This is a genomic window from Pseudonocardia spirodelae, assembly GCF_037727765.1.
Lineage (GTDB): Bacteria > Actinomycetota > Actinomycetes > Mycobacteriales > Pseudonocardiaceae > Pseudonocardia > Pseudonocardia spirodelae.
The window spans coordinates 43,539-62,027 of sequence record NZ_JBBJUP010000009.1 but is presented as its reverse complement, the minus strand read 5'-3'; the positions used below and the strand labels follow the sequence as shown (position 1 = coordinate 62,027).

The window sequence follows — 18,489 nt, the reverse complement described above, 5'->3', positions numbered from 1 at the left end:
GCGCCGCCCGTTCCCTGACAGCACCCGCCACGACGTCGAGGTTGGAAGACCCCCAGCGATGACCGAGAACCAGAACCCACCACCGGCCGCCCGGCCGGACGAGAAGGCCGGGGGCCGCACCCGTCCGCACGGCAGGATGAAGCGCCGCATCGCCGGTGCCCTCGCCATCGGGCTGGGCCTGCTGTCCGTCGGTTTCCTCTACGCCGCCTTCGCGCCCCAGCCGCAGGTCGCCCAGGCCCAGCCGGACGCCGCGCTGGTCGCCAAGGGCGAGCAGCTCTACAACAACACCTGCATCACCTGTCACGGTGCGAACCTGCAGGGCGTGCAGGACCGCGGGCCGAGCCTGATCGGCGTCGGCGACGCCGCGGTGTACTTCCAGGTGTCCTCGGGCCGCATGCCGATGGCCCGCCAGGAGGCACAGGCCGCGCGCAAGCACCCGCTGCCGATCTTCGACCCGGAGACCCAGGAGGGGCAGGCCAACCTCGAGGCGCTGGGTGCGTTCGTCCAGGCCAAAGGCGGCGGCCCGGTCACCCCGGCTGCCACCGGCGAGGCCCTGCGCGGCGACGACCCGGGCCGCGGCGGCGTGCTCTACCGCCTGAACTGCGCGTCCTGCCACAACTTCACCGGGGTCGGCGGCGCGCTGTCCTCCGGCAAGTACGCGCCCGCGCTCGAACCGGCGAGCGAGGAGCAGATCTACACCGCGATGCAGACCGGTCCGCAGAACATGCCGCGCTTCTCCGACCAGCAGCTCACGCCGCAGGAGAAGCAGGACATCATCGCGTACATCAAGTCGGTGAACCACGAGAACGACCCGGGCGGGTACTCGCTGCTGGGTCTCGGGCCGACGGCCGAGGGCATCTTCATCTTCGCCGTCGTCATGTCCGGCCTGGTCGGGTTCGCCATCTGGTTGGGGGCGAAGAGTTGAGCAGCGATGTCAGCACCGGGTCGGACCGCCGTCCGACCCGAGAGGAGCTCGACGCGATGTCGCCGGAGCAGCTGGCCCGCCTGGCCGGTGAGCTCGACGAGGTCGAGGTCGTGCACAACACCCCGGCGTTCCCGGTCGCGGGGACCCGGGCGGAGAAGCGGGCCGAGCGCTCGGTCGCGCTGTGGTTCGTCATCTCGGCAATCTCGATGCTCGCCTTCGTGGTCGCCTTCATCTGGTGGCCCTGGGAGTACGTCAACGTCGGCGAGCCCGGCCAGGAGCTGTACAACCTCTACACCCCGGTCATCGGCTTCACCTTCGGGTTCTCGGTGCTCTCCATCGGCATCGCGGTCATCCAGATGGTCAAGAAGCTGTTCCCGGAGGAGGTCTCGGTCCAGCAGCGCCACGACGGGCCGTCCGACGACGTCGACCGCGCCACCTTCCTGGCGCAGGTCGCGAGCGCCGGGCAGAGCACCACGATCGGGCGCCGCAAGCTGATCATCCGCAGCGCGGGGCTGGCCGCGGCCGTGGCCGGCATCGGCACCGGTGTCGTCGCGCTCGGCGGCATCATCCGCAACCCGTGGGCCGAGGGCGACGACGCGCCGCTCTGGCACACCGGCTGGCGGCCCGAGAACGGCGAGACGGTGTACCTGCGCACCGACACCGGTATCGTGTCCGAGATCGCACGAGTGCGACCCGAGGACATGGAGCCGGGGGCCATGATGACCGTCTTCCCCTACCGCGAGAGCGAGCGGGGCAACGAGGAGAAGCTGCTGCACGCGCAGCGCGCCTCCGACGCGCCGGTCATGCTGATCCGTCTCCGTCCCGGGACGCAGGTCACGAAGCGCCCCGGCCAGGAGAACTTCAACTACGGTGACTTCTACGCCTGGTCGAAGGTCTGCACCCACCTCGGGTGCCCGACCTCGCTGTACCAGGCGCAGGACAACCGCATTCTCTGCCCGTGCCACCAGTCGCAGTTCCTGGCGACGCAGGACGCCGAGCCCGTCTTCGGGCCCGCCGCCCGGCCGCTGCCGCAGCTGCCGATCACGGTCAACGAGGAGGGCTACTTCGTCGCCCGCAGCGACTTCGTGGAGCCCGTCGGACCCGCGTTCTGGGAGAGGCCGAAGACGACATGAGTTCGATCACCACACCCACGTCCTCCTCCGGCGGCCTGGCCGCCAAGGGAGCCGAGGCCCTGGACCAGGCGGACCAGCGGTACCACGCCGCGAGCGGGCTGCGTAAGCAGTTCAACAAGGTCTTCCCGACGCACTGGTCGTTCATGCTGGGCGAGATCGCCCTGTACAGCTTCATCATCGTGCTGCTGTCGGGCACGTACCTGGCGCTGTTCTTCGACCCCTCCATGCAGGAGGTCGTCTACAACGGCCCGTACGACCCGCTGCGCGGCGTGCACATGTCGCGCGCGTACGAGTCCGCGCTCGAGATCTCCCTCGAGGTCCGCGGCGGGCTGTTCATGCGCCAGCTGCACCACTGGGCGGCGCTGCTGTTCGTCGCCGCGATGATCATCCACATGTTCCGGGTGTTCTTCACCGGTGCGTTCCGCAAGCCGCGCGAGGCCAACTGGACCATCGGCGTCGTGCTGATCCTGCTGGGCACCTTCGCCGGCTTCACCGGCTACTCCCTGCCGGACGACCTGCTCTCCGGCGTCGGCCTGCGGATCGCCTCGGGCATCACGCTGACCGTGCCGATCATGGGCACCTGGGTGCACTGGGCGCTGTTCGGCGGCGAGTTCCCGGGCACCGAGATCATCCCGCGGCTCTACATCATCCACGTGCTGATCCTGCCCGGGATCATCCTCGCGCTGATCGCCGTGCACCTCGGGCTCGTGTGGTACCAGAAGCACACGCAGTTCCCCGGTCCCGGCCGGACCGAGAACAACGTGGTCGGCGTGCGGATCATGCCGCAGTTCGCGGCGAAGGGCGGCGCGTTCTTCTTCGTCGTCGCCGGTGTCCTGGCGCTGATCTCGGGGCTGTTCCAGATGAACCCCATCTGGCACCTCGGCCCCTACGACGCCTCGCACATCTCCGCCGGGTCGCAGCCGGACTTCTACATGCTGTGGTCCGAGGGCATGGGCCGGATCTTCCCGCCGTGGGAGTTCTACCTCTTCGACACCTACACGATCCCGGCCGCGTTCATCCCCACCGCGGGCTTCCTGCCGGTGCTGTTCGCCCTGGCGGCGGCCTACCCGGCGCTGGAGCGGCGCTTCACCGGCGACGACGCGATCCACAACCTGCTGCAGCGCCCGCGCGACGTGCCGGTCCGGACCGCGCTCGGCGCGATGGCGATCTCGTTCTACCTGTGGCTGGTGATGTGCGGGTTCAACGACTGGATCTCGTACTTCTTCCACATCTCGCTGAACGCGACCACGTGGGCGGGCCGCATCGGCCTGCTGACCGTGCCGCCGATCGTGTACTGGGTCACCTACCGGTGGTGCATCGGTCTGCAGCGCTCGGACCGCGCGGTGCTCGAGCACGGCATCGAGACCGGCATCATCAAGCGGCTCCCGCACGGTGAGTTCATCGAGGTGCACCAGCCGCTGGCCGGGGTCGACACGCACGGCCACGCGATCCCGCTGGAGTACCAGGGCGCCTCGGTGCCCAAGCGGATGAACCAGCTGGGCCTGGCCGGCGAGCCGGTCTCCGGGTCGCTGCTGTCGCCGGACCCGGCCGACGAGTCGCGGGCGCTGGCGAAGGCCCGCCACGACGTCCACGAGCGCGAGCTCGAGGAGTCGGGCGCGCGCCGCAGCGCGCGTGCGGAGCTGGAGTCGCGCGACGGCGAGCTCGCGGGCCGTCCGGACGACGGCGGTCGCCCGCAGCAGCCGCGGGACTGAGCACGACCCGGGCCACGGCCCGGACGCACGACACGGCGGGCCCCGCCGGGACACGGTCCCGGCGGGGCCCGCCGTCGTGTGGGGGGCTCAGACGCCGGCGGACTCGTCGGGGGAGTGCTCTCCGGTGCGGTGCGACGCCTCGCGCGCCCGCTGCGCCCACTCCCGCCAGGCGCCGCCGGCGCGGGCGGGCTCGGACCAGGACGGCTGGCTGTGCACGAGCCGGGTGCCACCGGTGGTGAGCCAGCGGTGCAGCAGCCGGACCTCCTCGGCCGGGGCGCCCCGCAGGGGCCCGTCCTCCGGCAGGACCGTCTGCGCGCCCGCCCGCAGCGCCTCCACCACCGGCATCGGGCGCACGCCGCGCGGCGCGGTGCCCGCGGCGGCGAGCCGCCCGTGGCGCAGCACGGCGAGCTCCCAGCCGCCCGCCCCGTCCGGACGGGCGCCCACCAGCTCGTCGATCCCCGCCAGCGCGGCCAGCGTCGCGGCCCGGTCCACCCCGCCGGCGAGGACGGCGAGCCGGTCCCGCGCGCGGGCCGCGGCCTCGTAGCGCCCGCCCGCGGAGCGGTCGTCGACCTCGCCCGCGAGCACGCGCAGCGGGGCGTCGTCGCGCCCGGCGACGAGCTGGTCCCACGCCTGCACGGCCGGTGCGTAGTCCTCGGCGGGCTGCAGGCCCGCGCACGGGGCCGCGCAGCGGCCCAGCTCGTGCAGTGCGCACGGGGTGGCCGACGGGGCGCGCGCCGGGATCCGGATCGTGCACCGCCGCAGCGGCATCGCGTCCAGGGCCGCGTCCAGCACGTCGGTGGCGGCGCGCTGGGACCCGAACGGCCCGAGCGCGCCGGCCCGCGGGGTGGTCACCACCGAGAGCCGGGGGAACGCCTCGGCCGTCGGCACCACCCAGAACGCGCGCCCGGGGTTGCGGGAGTGGCGGTTGTAGGGCGGCCGGTGCGCGGCGATGAGCCGCAGCTCCCGCACCGAGGCCTCCAGCGCGTGCGCGCAGACGACGGTGTCGACCTTCTCCGCACGGGCGACCATGTCCCGCACCCGGCGGCGCTTCTCCCCGGCGGTGAAGTACGACCGCACCCGCCGGTGCAGGTCACCGCTGGTGCCGACGTAGAGCACCTCGCCGTCACCGCCGCGGAACAGGTAGACGCCCGGCTCGGCGGGGACGCCGTTCGCGAGGTGGCGACGGCGGCGCTGCGCGGTGGTCGGGCGGTGCGGGGCCCGGTCGCGCACGAGCTGCAGCAGCTCCTCCAGGCTCTGCACGCCGAGGTTGCCGATCCGCTCCAGCAGGTGGTGGAGCACCTCGACGGTGGCCCGGGCGTCGGTGAGCGCACGGTGGTCGGGGGTGGTCGGGCAGCCGAAGTGCCGCGCGAGCGCCCCCAGCTTCACGCTGGGGCACTCGGCGTGCGGCAGCACGGCCCGGGCGAGCCGGGCGGTGCACAGCACCGGGGGCCCCGGCCAGGGCCGCCCGTGACGGTCGCAGGCGGCCCGGAGGAACCCGGTGTCGAACGGCGCGTTGTGCGCCACGAGCACCGCGCCGCGCAGCATGTCCAGCACCGAGGGCAGGACCGCGCCCAGCGGCGGCGCGCCGCCCAGCATCGCGTTCGTGATGCCGGTCAGCCGGGTGATGTCGGCCGGGACCCGCACGCCGGGGTCCACCAGGGTCCCCAGCTCGGCGATCCGCGCGCCGCCGCGCACCGCGACGGCGCCCACCTCGGTGATGGCGTCGGTCCGGTGGCTGCCGCCGGTGGTCTCCAGGTCCACCACGCAGAAGGTCACGTCGCGCAGCGGCGTGCCCAGCTCGTCGAACGTGAGCTGCGGGGAGCAGGAGGTCACCTGCGCACCGTAGCCGCGGGGTCCGACAGTATGTTCGAACCCCCGCCCCGGGGCCCGTCCGCGGCGGGGCACCGATCGGGCACGCTCCGGCCGCGCCGGGGCCGGGCCGAGGGCGTCGCGGCGGCCACGGCGATAACCTGGTCCGATGGCGCACGACGACACGGAGCGACCGGGACCCGAGGGTCCCGCCGCGACGTCGCGCGCCCGCGGAGCGGACCCGGCCGGTGGTGACGCGGCCGCGGAGGGCTGGCCCGCGCTGCCGCCGCCGCTGCGGGCCCGGCTGGCCGAGATCGCCGGCACCGCGCTCGCCGGGCTGCCCGCCTCGGACGTCCCGGCGCCGCTGCGCCGGCTCGCGTCGTTCACCCCGGCCAAGCGGGCCCGCCTGGGCGCGCCGGCACTGGTGGGACGGCTGGAGCAGGACCCGGCGTTCCGGACCGCCGTCGTCGCGTGGTGGGCGGAGAACCGGCCGGGGGAGCTGGAGCTGCCGGCCGGGGGGTCCGCGACCGGGGCCGGTGCGGCCGCCGCCGCGGGCCCGGCGACCGGGGGCACCGGCACCGGGGAGGCGGCACCGGTCGCTGCAGCGCCGGTCCCCGACGCCGGGATCGCGCGGGCGGGCGAGACGGACCCGCTGCCGGCGCCCGTCGACAAGCTCGACGCGGCGGCCGTCGCGCTCCTCACCGCCGACCCGCTCGCGCGGCGCCGGGTCGCCGAGGTCGGTCAGACCGGTGACCTGGTCACGCTGCGCGCCGAGCGCGACGAGGCGCTGGCCAAGGTCGACAAGCTGACCGCCGAGCTCGACCGCGCCCGCGTGGAGCTGGTCGAGGAGCGCGACCGGGCGCGCGCGCTGGTCGGCGAGCGGGAGGCCGAGTACCAGCAGATGCGTCGCCGGGTCAGCGAGCAGGGCGCCCGCCTGCGCACCGCGCTGGACGCCCGCACGGAGCTGGAGGCCGAGGTCGCACGGCTGCGCGCCGGCGTCGACGCCGAGATCGCGCGGGCCCGCACCGAGTGCGCCGCCGAGCGCGAGCGGGCCGACCGCGAACGCCGTCGCGCCGACGCGGCCGCCGGGCAGGTCGCCGCCGCCCGCCAGGCCGCCCGCGAGGCCCGCCGGGGCGACGAGGTGCGCCTGGAGCTGCTGCTCGACACCGTCAGCGGTGCGATCTCCGGGCTGCGCCGCGAGCTCGACGTCGGGGCCGGGGGACCACGGCCCGCCGACCTCGTCGCGGGCACCGCCGGGGACCGCGCGGGCGGCGGGGGGCAGGGCGCCGCCCCGGCCGACGGCCTCGCGGCGCTGGACGCGCTGCTCGGCGTCGCGTCGGTGCACCTGATCGTCGACGGCTACAACGTCAGCAAGACCGGCTACCCGGACCTGCCACTGGCCGACCAGCGCTCGCGGCTGGTCGCCCAGCTCGGCGCGCTCGGGGCCCGGACCGGGGCCGAGATCACCGTGGTGTTCGACGGGGCCGCCGTCGTCGCCGCGCCGGTGCGGGGCAGCCGCGGCGTGCGGGTGCTGTTCAGCGACGCCGGTGTGATCGCCGACGACGTGGTCCGCGACCTCGTCGCCGCCGAACCGGCGGGGCGGCCGCTGCTGGTCGCGACCTCCGACCAGGAGATCGTGCGGTGGGTGCGCCGCCGGGGCGCGCACACCGTGGCCTCCGCGGTGCTGCTGCGCCGGCTCGGCGGCTGAGCGCACCGGACCCGCCTCAGCCCGCGTCGCGCCGGCGGATCCCGGGCATCGGCAGCGCCGTCGGCCCGGGCGTGGCCGGTCCCCGGCGCGGGGCGGGCTCGACGAGGCGCAGGTGCGGGATCAGGCCCTGCTCGGCGAGCACCTGCAGCGCGCGGCGCTCGGGCTCGGCGAACTCCCGCGCCGCGGGCCCGGCGGGTGCGCCCGCCGCCGGCAGGTCCACCGGCAGGTACGGGATCGGCCGGTCGATCTCGGGGACCTCCATGAGCACGCCGATGACGCAGTCACCGCAGGCGGCCCCGCGGACCTCGCAGCGGTCGCAGTCGACGATCATCTCTCCTCCTCCGAGGGATCCGGTGTCCGTGCGGGGCGGACGCTAGGGCAGGGGTCCGACAGAATCGGTCGCGATCGGGCGCCGTCGGGGAAAGTTCGGCCGGACCCGTCACCGCGAGGCCCCGGGCTCGTTCACCTGAACAGCACGACCTCCTCACCGGTCGTACCGCCGGGTGGTCCCCCGCCACCCGTACGGACCAGTGACAGGGCCTGCGGGCCCCGGAACCGGTCACGCACCGGTGAGGAGAGCGGAACTCGTCCGCTCCCCGGAGTGGCCGGACGGCGGCCCGCGTCCCCGACGCGCCCACGGCGCGTGCGGTGCCGCCGTCCCGGCCCCCGGGCTACCGTCGCCCCCCGTGGGGCGCACGCTGCTGGTGACCAACGACTTCCCGCCCCGTCCCGGCGGGATCCAGTCCTACCTGTCCGGCCTGGCCCGTGCCCTGCCGCCCGGGGAACTGGCCGTCTACGCGCCGGCCTGGCGCGGGGCGGCCCGGCACGACGCCGCGCTGGCGTTCCCGGTGCACCGGCACCCGTCGTCGCTGATGCTGCCGGTGCCCTCCGTCGCGCGGCGGGCCGTCGAGCTGGCCCGCGAGCACGACGCCGAGGCCGTCTGGTTCGGCGCCGCCGCGCCGCTGGGGCTGCTGGGGGCGCACCTGCGCCGCCGGGCCGGGGTCGGCCGCGTCGTCGCCACCACGCACGGCCACGAGGTCGGCTGGTCGATGCTGCCCGGGTCGCGGCCCGCGCTGCGCCGCATCGGCGCACGCGCCGACGTCGTCACGGCCGTCTCGCGCTTCACGCGCGACCGGCTCGCCGGGGCCCTCGGGCCGGACACGGCGTGCGAGCTGCTGCCCCCGCCGGTGGACACCGGCAGGTTCGCCCCGGATCCCGCGGCCCGTGCGGAGATCCGCGCCCGGCACCGGCTCGGCGACGCGCCCGTCGTCACGTGCGTGTCGCGCCTCGTGCCGCGCAAGGGGCAGGACGTGCTGGTCGCGGCGCTGCCGGGGATCCGCGCCCGGGTGCCGGGCGCGCGGCTGCTGCTCGTCGGCGGCGGCCCGGACCGCGACCGGATCCGCCGTCTCGCCGAGCGGGCCGGCGTCGCCGACGCGGTCGTGCTCACCGGCGGCGTCCCGGCCGCGGAGCTGGCCGCCCACCACGCCGCGGGCGACGTGTTCGCCCTGCCCTGCCGCACCCACCTGGGCGGCCTCGACGTCGAGGGGCTCGGCATCGCGCTGCTGGAGGCGGCCGCCTGCGGGCTGCCGGTCGTCGCGGGGGACTCCGGCGGCGCCCCCGAGACCGTCGAGGACGGGGTCACCGGCCACGTCGTGCGCGGGCGCGACGTCGACGGTGTCGCCGCCGCCGTCGCGGGGCTGCTCGCCGACCCCGCCCGCGCAGCGGCGATGGGCCGCGCCGGGCGCGAGCGCGTGCGCCGGCACTGGGGCGGCACCGCCTCGGCGGCCCGCCTGCGCGCCTTCCTCGCCGTCGCCGGGTGACGGCGGCACCCGCGCCGCCGGCGCCCCGCACGGGGGCCGCCGGCGGCGGGGGTCAGCCCCGGTCGGCCGAGGTGCCGGAGTAGATCGCCTCGATCTCCTCGGCGTAGGACTCGACGACGACCTTGCGCTTGACCTTCATCGTCGGGGTCAGCTCGCCACCGGCCTCGCTGAAGTCCTGCGGGAGGATCCGGAACTTGCGGATCTGCTCGGCCCGCGACACCGCCTGGTTCGCGTCCTCCACGGCGGCCGCGATCTCGCCGCGCAGCTCCGGGTCCTCGACGAGGTCGGCCGCCGAGGCCGCGTCCCCGGCGGGCTTGCCGTTGCGCTCGCGCCAGCCCGGCAGGGCCTCCGGGTCGATGGTGACCAGCGCGGAGATGAACGGCTTCTGGTCGCCGATCACGATGCACTGGCCGACCAGCGGGTGGGCCCGCAGCCGGTCCTCCAGCACCGCCGGGGCGACGTTCTTGCCGCCGGCGGTGACGATGATCTCCTTCTTGCGGCCGGTGATCGTCAGGAACCCGGCGTCGTCGAGCTCGCCGATGTCGCCGGAGTGGAACCAGCCGTCGCCCTCCAGGGCCTCCCCGGTGGCCTGCTCGTTGCCCCAGTAGCCGCGGAACACGATGTCGCCGCGCAGCAGGATCTCGCCGTCGTCGGCGATGCGGACCGCGCAGCCGGGCACCGGGCGCCCGACCGAGCCGATCCGCTGCGCGTCGAGGGTGTTGAGCGTGATCCCGGCGGCGGTCTCGGTCAGGCCGTAGCCCTCCAGCACCGGCAGGCCGACGCCGCGGAAGAAGTGCCCGAGCCGCGCGCCCAGCGGCGCCGACCCGGAGACGGCGGCCCGCACGTTCCCGCCGACGGCGGCGCGCAGCTTGCCGTAGACGAGCTTGTCGAACAGCGCGTGCCGGGCCTTGAGCAGCAGGCCGGCGCCGCCCGCGTCGAGCGCCTCGGAGTACGCGATCGCGGTCTCGGCGGCGGCGTCGAAGATCTTGCCCTTGCCGTCGTTGTGGGCCTTGAGACGGGCGCCGTTGTAGACCTTCTCGAACACGCGGGGGACCGCGAGCAGGAAGGTCGGGCGGAACTCGGCGAGGTCGGGCAGCAGGTTCTTCACGTCGGGGGAGTGGCCGACGACGGTGCGGGTGTGCAGCGCGCCGCACTGGATGACCTTGCCGAACACGTGCGCGAGCGGCAGGAACAGGAGCACCGAGCCGCCCGCGGTCAGCAGGTCGGGCACGGTGGCGGCGATCGTGCGGACCTCGCTGAGGAGGTTGCGGTGGGTGAGCTCGCAGCCCTTGGGGCGGCCGGTGGTGCCGGAGGTGTAGATCAGCGTGGCGAGGTCGCCGGCGCGCACGCCGCCGCGGCGCTCGGCCACGACGGCGTCGGGGGTGTCCGAGCCGAGCCCGCGCAGCTGCTCCACCGCCGAGGGCGCGTCCGGCGCCGAGGCCGCGGGCTCGATCTGCCACACGTGGCGCAGGCCGGTCAGCTCGGAGCGGACCTTCTCCACCGACGCGGCGTGCTCGCCGGTCTCGACGACGATCCCGACGGCGCCGGAGTCGGACACGATCCAGGAGATCTGGTCGGGCGAGGACGTCTCGTAGATCGGCACGGTGACCCCGCCGGCGGCGAGGATCGCGTAGTCGAACAGCGTCCACTCGTAGCGGGTCCGCGAGAGCAGCGCGACCCGGTCCCCGGCCTGCACGCCGGCGGCGACGAGACCGGCGGCGACCCGGGTCACCTGCTCGGCGAACTCGCGCGCGGTGACCTCCGACCAGGTGCCGCCCGCGTCCTTGCGGCGGTACAGCACGTCGGACGGGTGCCGGGCGGCGTTGTCGAACACGGCGTCGGCGAGCGACTCCTCGTCTCCCACGGACACCGTGGCGGGAACGCTGTACTCACGCACGGGGATCGACCTCCTGGCGGCCTCGGCAGGGCTCAACGGCGGTCACCGCGACGGCTGCGGTGACACTTCGGTGGAGAACCTACCGGGAAGTAGGGTCTGCGTACATCGAATCGGTCATAACGGACGCGCCACCGTCCGCTGCCGATCCGGTCGAGGCGGGACCGTACCCCTGCCGGGTACGCCGCCGGAGAGGTGGCACGCTGACCGCGTGCCCTCGATCGATGTGATCGACGAGACCTTCCTGGCCGTCCCGCGCGAGCGGGTGGCCGCGGAGTTCGCCGATCCGGCCCGCTGGCCGTCGTACTGGCCGGACCTGCGTCCGGAGGTCGCGCACGACCGCGGCCCGGCCGGGCTGCGCTGGACGGTGACCGGCGCGCTGGTGGGGACCATGGAGGTCTGGTGCGAGCCCGAGGGCGACGGCACCGTGCTGCACTTCTTCCTGCGCGCGGACCCGGCCGGTCCGGTGCCGGCGGGCCGGCCGCGCCGCGCCCGGTGGGCCCGCGCCGAGACCGACCGGCGCCACCGCGCGTTCAAGGCGCACGCGTTCGCGCTCAAGCGCCGGCTCGAGGACGGGCGCCGGGCCGGCGTCGCGCCCGGGGAGGTCTGAGCGTGCGGCTGCACGTGGTGACCGACGTCCACGGGGCCACCGGCCCGCTGGCCCGCGCGGCGGACGGCGCCGACGGCGTGGTCGTGCTGGGCGACCTGCTGGAGTTCATCGACTACCGCGACCCGGCCAACGGGATCATCTCCCGGCTGCTGGGCACCGGGGTCGCCGCGGAGTTCGGCCGGATGCGCCGGGTCGGGGCGCCGCGGGCGCAGATGCTGGGCCTGCTGGAACGCTCCTGGGCCCGCTTCGACGACCCGGCCGCCGCGGTCGCCGAGGCCGTCGCCGCCCAGTACGCCGAGGTGTTCGGCGTGCTCGGGAGCCTGGGCGTGCCGGTGTGGGCGATCCCCGGCAACGTCGACGTCCCCGACGCCTGGCCCGACACCGAGGGCGTCACCCCCGCCGACGGCCGCGTGGTCGAGATCGGCGGGCGGCGGGTCGGCTTCCTCGGCGGGGTCCCGCTGCCGCCCGGGGTCGACCCGCGCCGCAGCGGGCCCTGGCAGCCCTACTTCCTCGCCCACGACGACTGGACGGCCCGCCTCGACGCGCTCGGCCCGGCCGACGTGCTGTGCACCCACGTCCCGCCGGCCGACCCGGGCCTGACCTACGACGTGGTCACCCGCCGCGGCGAGATCGCCTCCGCGCCGCTGGCCGCGCGGATCCGGGCCGAGCAGCCGTCGCACGCGCTGTTCGGGCACGTCCACCAGCCGCTGCACCGGCGTACCCGGATCGGGCGCACCGAGTGCGTCAACGCCGGGCACTTCCGGGCGCACGGCACGCCCTACGTGCTCCACCTCTGACCAGGTGGCGCTAGCCTGCCCGCCATGGCCGACGCGACCTCGTCCTCGATCCACATCGACGCCCCGCCGGAGCGGGTCATGGCGGTGATCGCGGACTTCGCGTCGTACCCGGAGTGGACCGACCAGATCACCGCGGTCGAGATCCTCGACCCCGGCGCCGACGGGCGGGCCCGCCAGGTCCGCTTCGCCATGGACGCGGGCGCGATCAAGGACTCCTACACGCTGGACTACGACTGGGCCGCCGACGACCGCTCGGTGTCCTGGACCCTGGTCAAGGGCGGGATCCAGAAGGCCCAGGACGGCGCCTACCGGCTCGCGCCCGACGCCGGCGGCACCACCGTGACCTACGAGCTCAGCGTCGAGGTCAACTTCCCGATGATCGGGATGCTCCGCCGCAAGGCCGAGAAGGTGATCATCGACGCGGCCCTGAAGGGACTCAAGCGGCGCGTCGAGAAGGGGTAGCGACCGGTCCTCGCCACCACGATCGTTAGGCTCCGCCGCGTGCGCGTCGTGCTCTTCACCGGCAAGGGCGGGGTCGGCAAGACGACCCTGGCCGCCGCCACCGCGGCGCTCGTCGCCGGGTCCGGCCGGCGGGCCCTCGTCGTGTCCACCGACCCCGCGCACTCCCTGGGCGACGCCCTGGACGCCGAGCTGGGCGCCGAGCCGACCGCCGTCGCGGACGGGCTGTGGGGCGCGCACATCGAGGCGCGCCACCTGCTGGAGGGCGCCTGGGGTGACCTGCAGGGCCACCTGCGCACGCTGCTCGCCGGGGCCGGTGTCGACGAGCTGGTCGCCGACGAGCTGACCGTGCTGCCCGGCGTCGAGGACCTGCTCGCGCTGGTCGAGGTGCAGCGCTTCGCCGACTCCGGCGACTACGACGTCGTCGTCGTGGACTGCGGGCCGACCGCGGAGACGCTGCGCCTGCTGACCCTGCCCGAGGCGCTGTCGGGGTACCTGGAGCGGCTGTTCCCCGCGCACCGGCGGGCCGTGCGGGGCCTGGTCGCCGGGCTCGCGGGCGCGAAGGCCGACGGCGCGGGCTGGGAGCGCACCGTCGACGCCCTCGGCGCGCTCGCCGAGCAGCTGCGCGGGCTGCGCGCGCTGCTCGCCGACCGGGAGCGGACCTCGATCCGCCTCGTCCTGACCCCCGAGCGGGTCGTCGCCGCCGAGACCCGCCGCACGCTGACCGCGCTCGCCCTGCACGAGCTGCGGGTCGACGCGCTGATGGCCAACCGCGTCATGCCCGGGCCGCCGCCGTCGCTGCGCGGGCCGGCCGCGCGCTGGCTGCGCGAGCGCGCCACAGAGCAGCAGACGGTGCTGCGCGAGCTGGGCGAGCTCGGCGCCGACGTGCCGGTCACCGTGGTGCGCTACACCGCCGCCGAGCCGACCGGGGTCGGTGCGCTGCGCGAGCTGGCCCGCTCGGTCTACGGCGACGACGACCCCGCCGGCGCCGCCGAGGACGTCCCGCCGCGCCCGCTGATGGAGCTGCGCCGCACCGCGGGGCACGGGGTGTCGCGCGACACCGAGTTCGAGCTCGACGTCGCGCTGCCCGGCGCCCAGGACGCCCCGCTGGACCTGGCCCGGGTCGGCGACGACATGGTCGTCGGGATCGGGTTCTCCCGGCGGGTGGTGTCGCTGCCGTCGGTGCTGCGCCGCTGCGAGGCGACCGGCGCGCGCCTGGAGGGTTCCGGGGCCGGGGCCCGCCTGGTGATCACGTTCGTGCCCGACCCGGGCACCTGGATGACCTCGTGAGCGGCACCGGCCACGGCTGCGGCCACGGCGGGGTCCCCGAGGACCTGCGCGCGACGGCGGTGGCGCTGCTCGACCGGCTGCGCGCCGCGACCGAGACCGTGTCGGAGTCGCTGCAGGCCGCCGCGCGCGAGCCCGGTCCCGGTGACCCCGGCGCCTGCACGGCCTGCCCGGTCTGCGCGCTCCTCGCGGTGGTGCGCGGGGAGCGCTCGGAGCTCGCGACCCGGCTCGCGGAGCAGGCCTCCGGGCTGCTCGCGCTGCTCGTCGCCGTGCTGGAGGAGGCCGCGCCGCGCCCCGCCCCGGGCGGCGGCGGGGCCGCGCACGGCGGCGCGGGACACGCCCCGCACGGCCCGGCCGGTCAGCGCCCGCCGCACGGGCGCACCGTCCAGCGGATCGTGGTGCGCCGGACGTGAGCCGCCGCCCGGGCGACGTCCGGACCATCGGGGTCGACGTCGGCGGCACCAGCGTGCGCGCCGGGGTCGTCGACGCCCACGGCGAGGTCCTCGACACCGCCTCCGCGCCGACCCCGCGCACCGACGACGCGCTGGAGGCCGCGATCGCCGGCGTCGTCGACGAGCTGCGCGCCCGGCACACCGTGGCGGCCGTGGGGCTCGCGCTGGCCGGGTTCGTCGACGCCCCGCGCGGGCTCGTCCGCTACGCCCCGCACCTGTCGTGGCGCGACGCCCCGGTCGCCCGCCGGATCGGCGAGCGCCTCGGCGGCCTGCCGGTCGTCGTCGAGCACGACGCGAACTCCGCCGCCCTGGCCGAGCGCCGCTACGGCGCGGCCGCCGGCGCCTCGGTGGCCCTGGTCGTCGCGCTGGGCACCGGCATCGGCGGCGCCCTGCTGCTGGACGGCGAGCTGTTCCGCGGCGCGCACGGCGTCGCGCCCGAGCTGGGGCACCTGCGCGTCGTCCCCGACGGGCGCGCCTGCCCGTGCGGCAAGCGCGGCTGCTGGGAGCGCTACTGCAGCGGCACCGCGCTGGCCGCCACCGCGCTGGAGATCCTCTCCGGCGGCGACGCGCCCGGACCGTCGGGGCTGGCCCGCGAGGCCGCGGTGGACCCGGGCCGGGTCACCGGCAAGCGGGTCGCCGCCGCGGCGCGCGAGGGCGACCCGGTCGCGCGCGCCGCCGTCGAGGACATGGCGCGCTGGCTGGGGGAGGGCCTGTCGCTGGCCGCGGACGTGTTCGACCCCGACCTCGTCGTGATCGCGGGCGGGGTGTCGGCGTCGGCGCCGCTGTTCCTCGACGCGGCCCGCGAGCACTACGCCCGCATCGCCACCGGCGCCGGGAACCGGCCGCTGGCCCGCATCCGCACCGCGCAGCTGGGCGCGGCCGCCGCGGTGGTCGGCGCGGCGACGCTGGCCCGGGAGAGTCCGGCCGCGCGCTGAGCGCGGCACACCGGCGGCCGCGACCGGCTCAGATGCGCGAGCCGTCGTCGAACGGGTCGGGACCGTCCTCGCCCGGCTCGGTGTTCCACAGCCGCAGCAGCAGCCACCCCAGCCCGGACGCGATCAGCACCAGCCCCAGCGGCAGCGGCCACGTCCCGCCGACGCCGAGCAGCCCCGGCGCGACGCACAGCAGCAGCCCCACCGCGATCAGCCCGCCCCCGACGACGACCGGCGGCCCCGGCCGCGGCAGCGGCGGCGGCTCCGGCGGGTGGTAGTGGTCGTCCGCCTCCGGGGGCGGCGCGGCCGGTCCCGGCCGGTGCACGGCGCCCTCGGCCGCACGGTCCGCGGCGGGCGCGCCGTCGGCGGGTGCGGACGGCCAGTCGGGCACCGACCCCTCGTCCCGCCAGGCGGCGACGATCGCGTCGAAGTCGTCGCCACGGTCGTCGGGGGTGCCACGGTCCCGTGCAGGGGTCATGCCCGTCCTTCCCGGCTCGTGCCGTCCCATCCTGTCACGCGGTCCGCGGCGTGACGACGGCCCCGTTGTGAGGAGGTGTCCACGCTCCGTAGGCTGTCGCCGAAGTCGGTAGGGAGGCAGCGCAGGGTGCTGTACTGGTGGTCCAAGTTCGTGCTGCTCGGCCCGTTGATGAGGCTGTTCTGCCGGCCCGAGGTCCGCGGCGCGGAGAACGTTCCCGCGCACGCCGGCGCGATCCTCGCGAGCAACCATCTCGCGGTGGCCGACTCGTTCTTCCTGCCGCTGATGCTGCCGCGCCGGGTGACCTTCCTGGCCAAGCGGGAGTACTTCACCGAGCCGGGGATCCGCGGCTGGTTCAAGAAGCAGTTCTTCACCGGCGTCGGGCAGGTCCCGGTCGACCGCTCCGGCGGGTCCGCGGCGCGGGCCGCGATGGACACCGCGGTGCGCCTGCTGGACGAGGGCAAGCTGCTCGGCATCTACCCCGAGGGCACCCGCTCGCCCGACGGGCGGCTCTACAAGGGCAAGACCGGTGTCGCCCGGATGGCCCTGGAGGCCGGGGTGCCGGTCATCCCGGTCGCCATGGTCGGCACCGACCGGGTCAACCCGATCGGCTCCAAGATGTGGCGCCCGCGCAAGGTCCGGATCGTCATCGGCGAGCCGCTGGACTTCTCCCGCTACGAGGGCATGGCCGGGGACCGGTTCATCGAGCGCTCCATGACCGACGAGATCATGTACGCGCTGATGGAGCTGTCCGGCCAGACCTACGTCGACCTCTACGCGGCGTCGGTCAAGGAGAAGGCCGCGGCCGGTGCGCCGCCGCCCGCCCCCTCGCGCCCGGCCCTCGCCCGCCCGGACGCGAACGTGCCCGACTCCCGCGCGTCCTGATCCGCTCGGGTAGACACGACGGCATCATGCGCTTCTTCTACGACACCGAGTTCATCGAGGACGGCACCACCATCGACCTGGTGTCGATCGGGATCGTCGGCGAGGACGGCCGCGAGTTCTACGCCGTCTCCACCGAGTTCGACCCGGACCGGGCGGGCAAGTGGGTGCGGGCCAACGTGCTGCCCAAGCTGCCCTCGCCCAGCGACCGCGCCTGGATGTCGCGGGCCCGGATGCGCGAGGAGGTCCTGGACTTCTGCACCGGCGCGCCCGGCGACGTCGAGCTCTGGGCCTGGATCGCCGCCTACGACCACGTCGCGCTGTGCCAGCTGTGGGGCGCGATGCCGGCCCTGCCGCGGGCGATGCCGCGCTTCACCCGCGAGCTCCGCCAGCGCTGGGAGGACGCCGGGCGGCCGACGCTGCCGCCACCCCCGCGCGAGGCGCACGACGCGCTCGCCGACGCCCGGCACAACCTGCGCCGCTGGGAGGTCATCAGCGAGGCGCTGGCGACGGGGGCCGGGACCCGCTAGCCCATCGGGCGTAACGGCCCCGGGTGGAGTGGTCGGCCGACTAGCCTGATCGCCGTGCTGGTCCGTGTGCTGGGTGCGGTGGTGGTGGTCCTGGCGCTCGGGGGGTGCGGGTCGGCGGTGACGCCGCCGCCGGTGGCGCCACCGAACCCGTTCCCGGCGCGGCCGATGTCGATCGACCTGTCCGGTGTGGACCTGTGTGCGACGTTGACCGACGAGCAGAAGCGCGTCCGGGCTATCGACGACGAGTTCGAGAACACCGCCGAGGTCGCGGGGAAGCCGTCGCCGGGGTGTCTGTGGGGGAGTTCCAGGACCCAGATCGGCTACACGGTGCAAATCATCGAGGCCCCGGCGACAGTCGCCTGGACGCCCGGCGAATCCCGGCTCGTGGTGATCGACGGCTACGGCGCGGTCCGGGCCCCCGACGACGTCGACAACTCTCCGGGGCGCGACCCGTTCTGCCAGCTACCCCTGGATGTGAGCGACAACCAGACTGTCCGGGTCCAGGTGACCGGGAGCCCGGACGCTGACGGCGGGGACCCGGCGGCGGTGGAGGCCGCCTGTGACCGGGCGGTCGGCTTCGCCCGGGACGTCCTGGGCAACCTCCGGCGCTGAGATTCGCGATCGCGACCGGCTGCACGGGACCGGCCGTGGTTGCGGCGGCCCGCCCTTACGGTCCGGGGCATGACGACGTCCGCGCACGAGCCCCGTCGCACTGCATCGGACAGCCTGATGCTCCAGGTGGTCGAGGCCAACGTGTTGGCCCTGCGGAACCTCTACGAGGCGAACTGGGTCACGGTGTCCAGGGCTCTCCGTGCCGCCGCGCAGGTCAGAATGCTGGGGGCGCCCGGCCGCGATCCGATCTCGCGGGACTACACGCCGGACCTGCAGGCCCGGGTGGATGCGGTGATCGCCCTGCACGAGGCGGAGCGGGACGAGCTGCGTGAGGTCAGTGACCGGCTCGTCGAGGCTGCCCGCGAGTACGGGCACGCGGAGGCGGAGATCGCCGAGTCGTTCCGGCGCGCCCACCCCCACCTGGCCAGGGGCCCGGCGTACCGGTGACCGAC

At 75.6% G+C, this 18,489-nt stretch carries 19 protein-coding genes; 15 read left to right on the top strand and 4 right to left on the bottom strand.

All coding sequences use genetic code 11. The annotated features are described in order from the left end of the window. The first annotated feature begins 58 nt into the window (after positions 1-58). From qcrC to qcrB, 3 genes are read left to right on the top strand one after another with little or no spacing between them, the layout of a single operon-like run. A complete protein-coding gene (gene qcrC, locus WJX68_RS12750) occupies positions 59-925 on the top strand; it encodes a cytochrome bc1 complex diheme cytochrome c subunit (protein WP_422785698.1) in 867 nt (288 codons plus the stop codon). Beyond that, positions 922-2,058 carry a cytochrome bc1 complex Rieske iron-sulfur subunit gene (gene qcrA / locus WJX68_RS12745; protein ID WP_340290129.1) on the top strand — a complete coding sequence of 379 codons (1,137 nt, stop codon included), beginning with the start codon at positions 922-924 and terminating at the stop codon, positions 2,056-2,058. Before qcrC ends, qcrA begins: the two co-directional genes overlap by 4 nt. After that, positions 2,055-3,770, top strand: coding sequence for a cytochrome bc1 complex cytochrome b subunit (gene qcrB, locus WJX68_RS12740; protein ID WP_340290126.1), 1,716 nt, complete (start codon positions 2,055-2,057; stop codon positions 3,768-3,770). Before qcrA ends, qcrB begins: the two co-directional genes overlap by 4 nt. Positions 3,771-3,857: 87 nt before the next feature. Here the strand turns inward: qcrB and WJX68_RS12735 are convergent, their stop codons facing one another. After that, entirely contained in the window at positions 3,858-5,603 is a 1,746-nt protein-coding gene (locus WJX68_RS12735) for a DEDD exonuclease domain-containing protein (protein ID WP_340290123.1), read from the bottom strand. A gap of 145 nt (positions 5,604-5,748) precedes the next feature. Here WJX68_RS12735 and WJX68_RS12730 point away from each other — a divergent pair, with 145 nt between their 5' ends. Continuing rightward, a complete protein-coding gene (locus WJX68_RS12730; protein WP_340290120.1) occupies positions 5,749-7,287 on the top strand; it encodes an NYN domain-containing protein in 1,539 nt (512 codons plus the stop codon). A gap of 16 nt (positions 7,288-7,303) precedes the next feature. Here the strand turns inward: WJX68_RS12730 and WJX68_RS12725 are convergent, their stop codons facing one another. Continuing rightward, entirely contained in the window at positions 7,304-7,618 is a 315-nt protein-coding gene (locus WJX68_RS12725; RefSeq protein WP_340290117.1) for a hypothetical protein, read from the bottom strand. Between the two features lie 355 nt (positions 7,619-7,973). On the opposite strand from WJX68_RS12725, the gene WJX68_RS12720 reads away from it, so the two are divergent. Next, complete coding sequence (locus tag WJX68_RS12720; protein WP_340290115.1) at positions 7,974-9,107, top strand: glycosyltransferase family 4 protein; 1,134 nt, start codon at positions 7,974-7,976, stop codon at positions 9,105-9,107. Positions 9,108-9,159: 52 nt separating this feature from the next. Here WJX68_RS12720 and WJX68_RS12715 read toward each other — a convergent pair whose 3' ends face one another. Next, a complete protein-coding gene (locus tag WJX68_RS12715; protein WP_340290112.1) occupies positions 9,160-11,004 on the bottom strand; it encodes an AMP-dependent synthetase/ligase in 1,845 nt (614 codons plus the stop codon). Between the two features lie 208 nt (positions 11,005-11,212). On the opposite strand from WJX68_RS12715, the gene WJX68_RS12710 reads away from it, so the two are divergent. Genes WJX68_RS12710 through WJX68_RS12685 form a run of 6 tightly spaced genes read left to right on the top strand, consistent with a single transcriptional unit; the run spans position 11,213 to position 15,541 of the window. Continuing rightward, entirely contained in the window at positions 11,213-11,611 is a 399-nt protein-coding gene (locus tag WJX68_RS12710) for a polyketide cyclase / dehydrase and lipid transport (RefSeq protein ID WP_340290109.1), read from the top strand. Between the two features lie 2 nt (positions 11,612-11,613). Then, a complete protein-coding gene (locus WJX68_RS12705; RefSeq protein WP_340290105.1) occupies positions 11,614-12,408 on the top strand; it encodes a metallophosphoesterase family protein in 795 nt (264 codons plus the stop codon). Between the two features lie 24 nt (positions 12,409-12,432). After that, positions 12,433-12,870, top strand: coding sequence for an SRPBCC family protein (locus WJX68_RS12700; protein ID WP_340290102.1), 438 nt, complete (start codon positions 12,433-12,435; stop codon positions 12,868-12,870). Positions 12,871-12,909: 39 nt separating this feature from the next. Beyond that, positions 12,910-14,157, top strand: a complete 1,248-nt coding sequence (locus tag WJX68_RS12695) for an ArsA family ATPase (protein ID WP_340290099.1) — start codon at positions 12,910-12,912, stop codon at positions 14,155-14,157. Then, complete coding sequence (locus WJX68_RS12690) at positions 14,154-14,567, top strand: hypothetical protein (RefSeq protein ID WP_340290096.1); 414 nt, start codon at positions 14,154-14,156, stop codon at positions 14,565-14,567. Before WJX68_RS12695 ends, WJX68_RS12690 begins: the two co-directional genes overlap by 4 nt. After that, positions 14,564-15,541 (top strand): ROK family protein, encoded by a 978-nt coding sequence (locus tag WJX68_RS12685; protein WP_340290093.1) that lies wholly within the window; start codon positions 14,564-14,566, stop codon positions 15,539-15,541. Before WJX68_RS12690 ends, WJX68_RS12685 begins: the two co-directional genes overlap by 4 nt. Before the next feature lie 28 nt (positions 15,542-15,569). Here WJX68_RS12685 and WJX68_RS12680 read toward each other — a convergent pair whose 3' ends face one another. After that, the gene (locus WJX68_RS12680; RefSeq protein ID WP_340290090.1) at positions 15,570-16,016 is read right to left on the bottom strand and encodes a hypothetical protein; all 447 of its coding nucleotides are present in this window, start codon (positions 16,014-16,016) and stop codon (positions 15,570-15,572) included. Positions 16,017-16,142: 126 nt separating this feature from the next. Between WJX68_RS12680 and WJX68_RS12675 the strand changes: the two genes are divergently transcribed. The 4 genes from WJX68_RS12675 (at position 16,143) to WJX68_RS12660 (ending at position 18,484) form a co-directional block, all read left to right on the top strand. After that, the gene (locus tag WJX68_RS12675) at positions 16,143-16,898 is read left to right on the top strand and encodes a lysophospholipid acyltransferase family protein (RefSeq protein ID WP_340290087.1); all 756 of its coding nucleotides are present in this window, start codon (positions 16,143-16,145) and stop codon (positions 16,896-16,898) included. Positions 16,899-16,924: 26 nt separating this feature from the next. Next, entirely contained in the window at positions 16,925-17,425 is a 501-nt protein-coding gene (locus tag WJX68_RS12670; RefSeq protein WP_340290084.1) for a polyadenylate-specific 3'-exoribonuclease AS, read from the top strand. 54 nt (positions 17,426-17,479) lie between these two features. After that, the gene (locus tag WJX68_RS12665; protein WP_340290081.1) at positions 17,480-18,037 is read left to right on the top strand and encodes a DUF3558 family protein; all 558 of its coding nucleotides are present in this window, start codon (positions 17,480-17,482) and stop codon (positions 18,035-18,037) included. Between the two features lie 69 nt (positions 18,038-18,106). After that, positions 18,107-18,484, top strand: a complete 378-nt coding sequence (locus WJX68_RS12660) for a hypothetical protein (protein WP_340290078.1) — start codon at positions 18,107-18,109, stop codon at positions 18,482-18,484. Positions 18,485-18,489 lie beyond the last annotated feature (5 nt).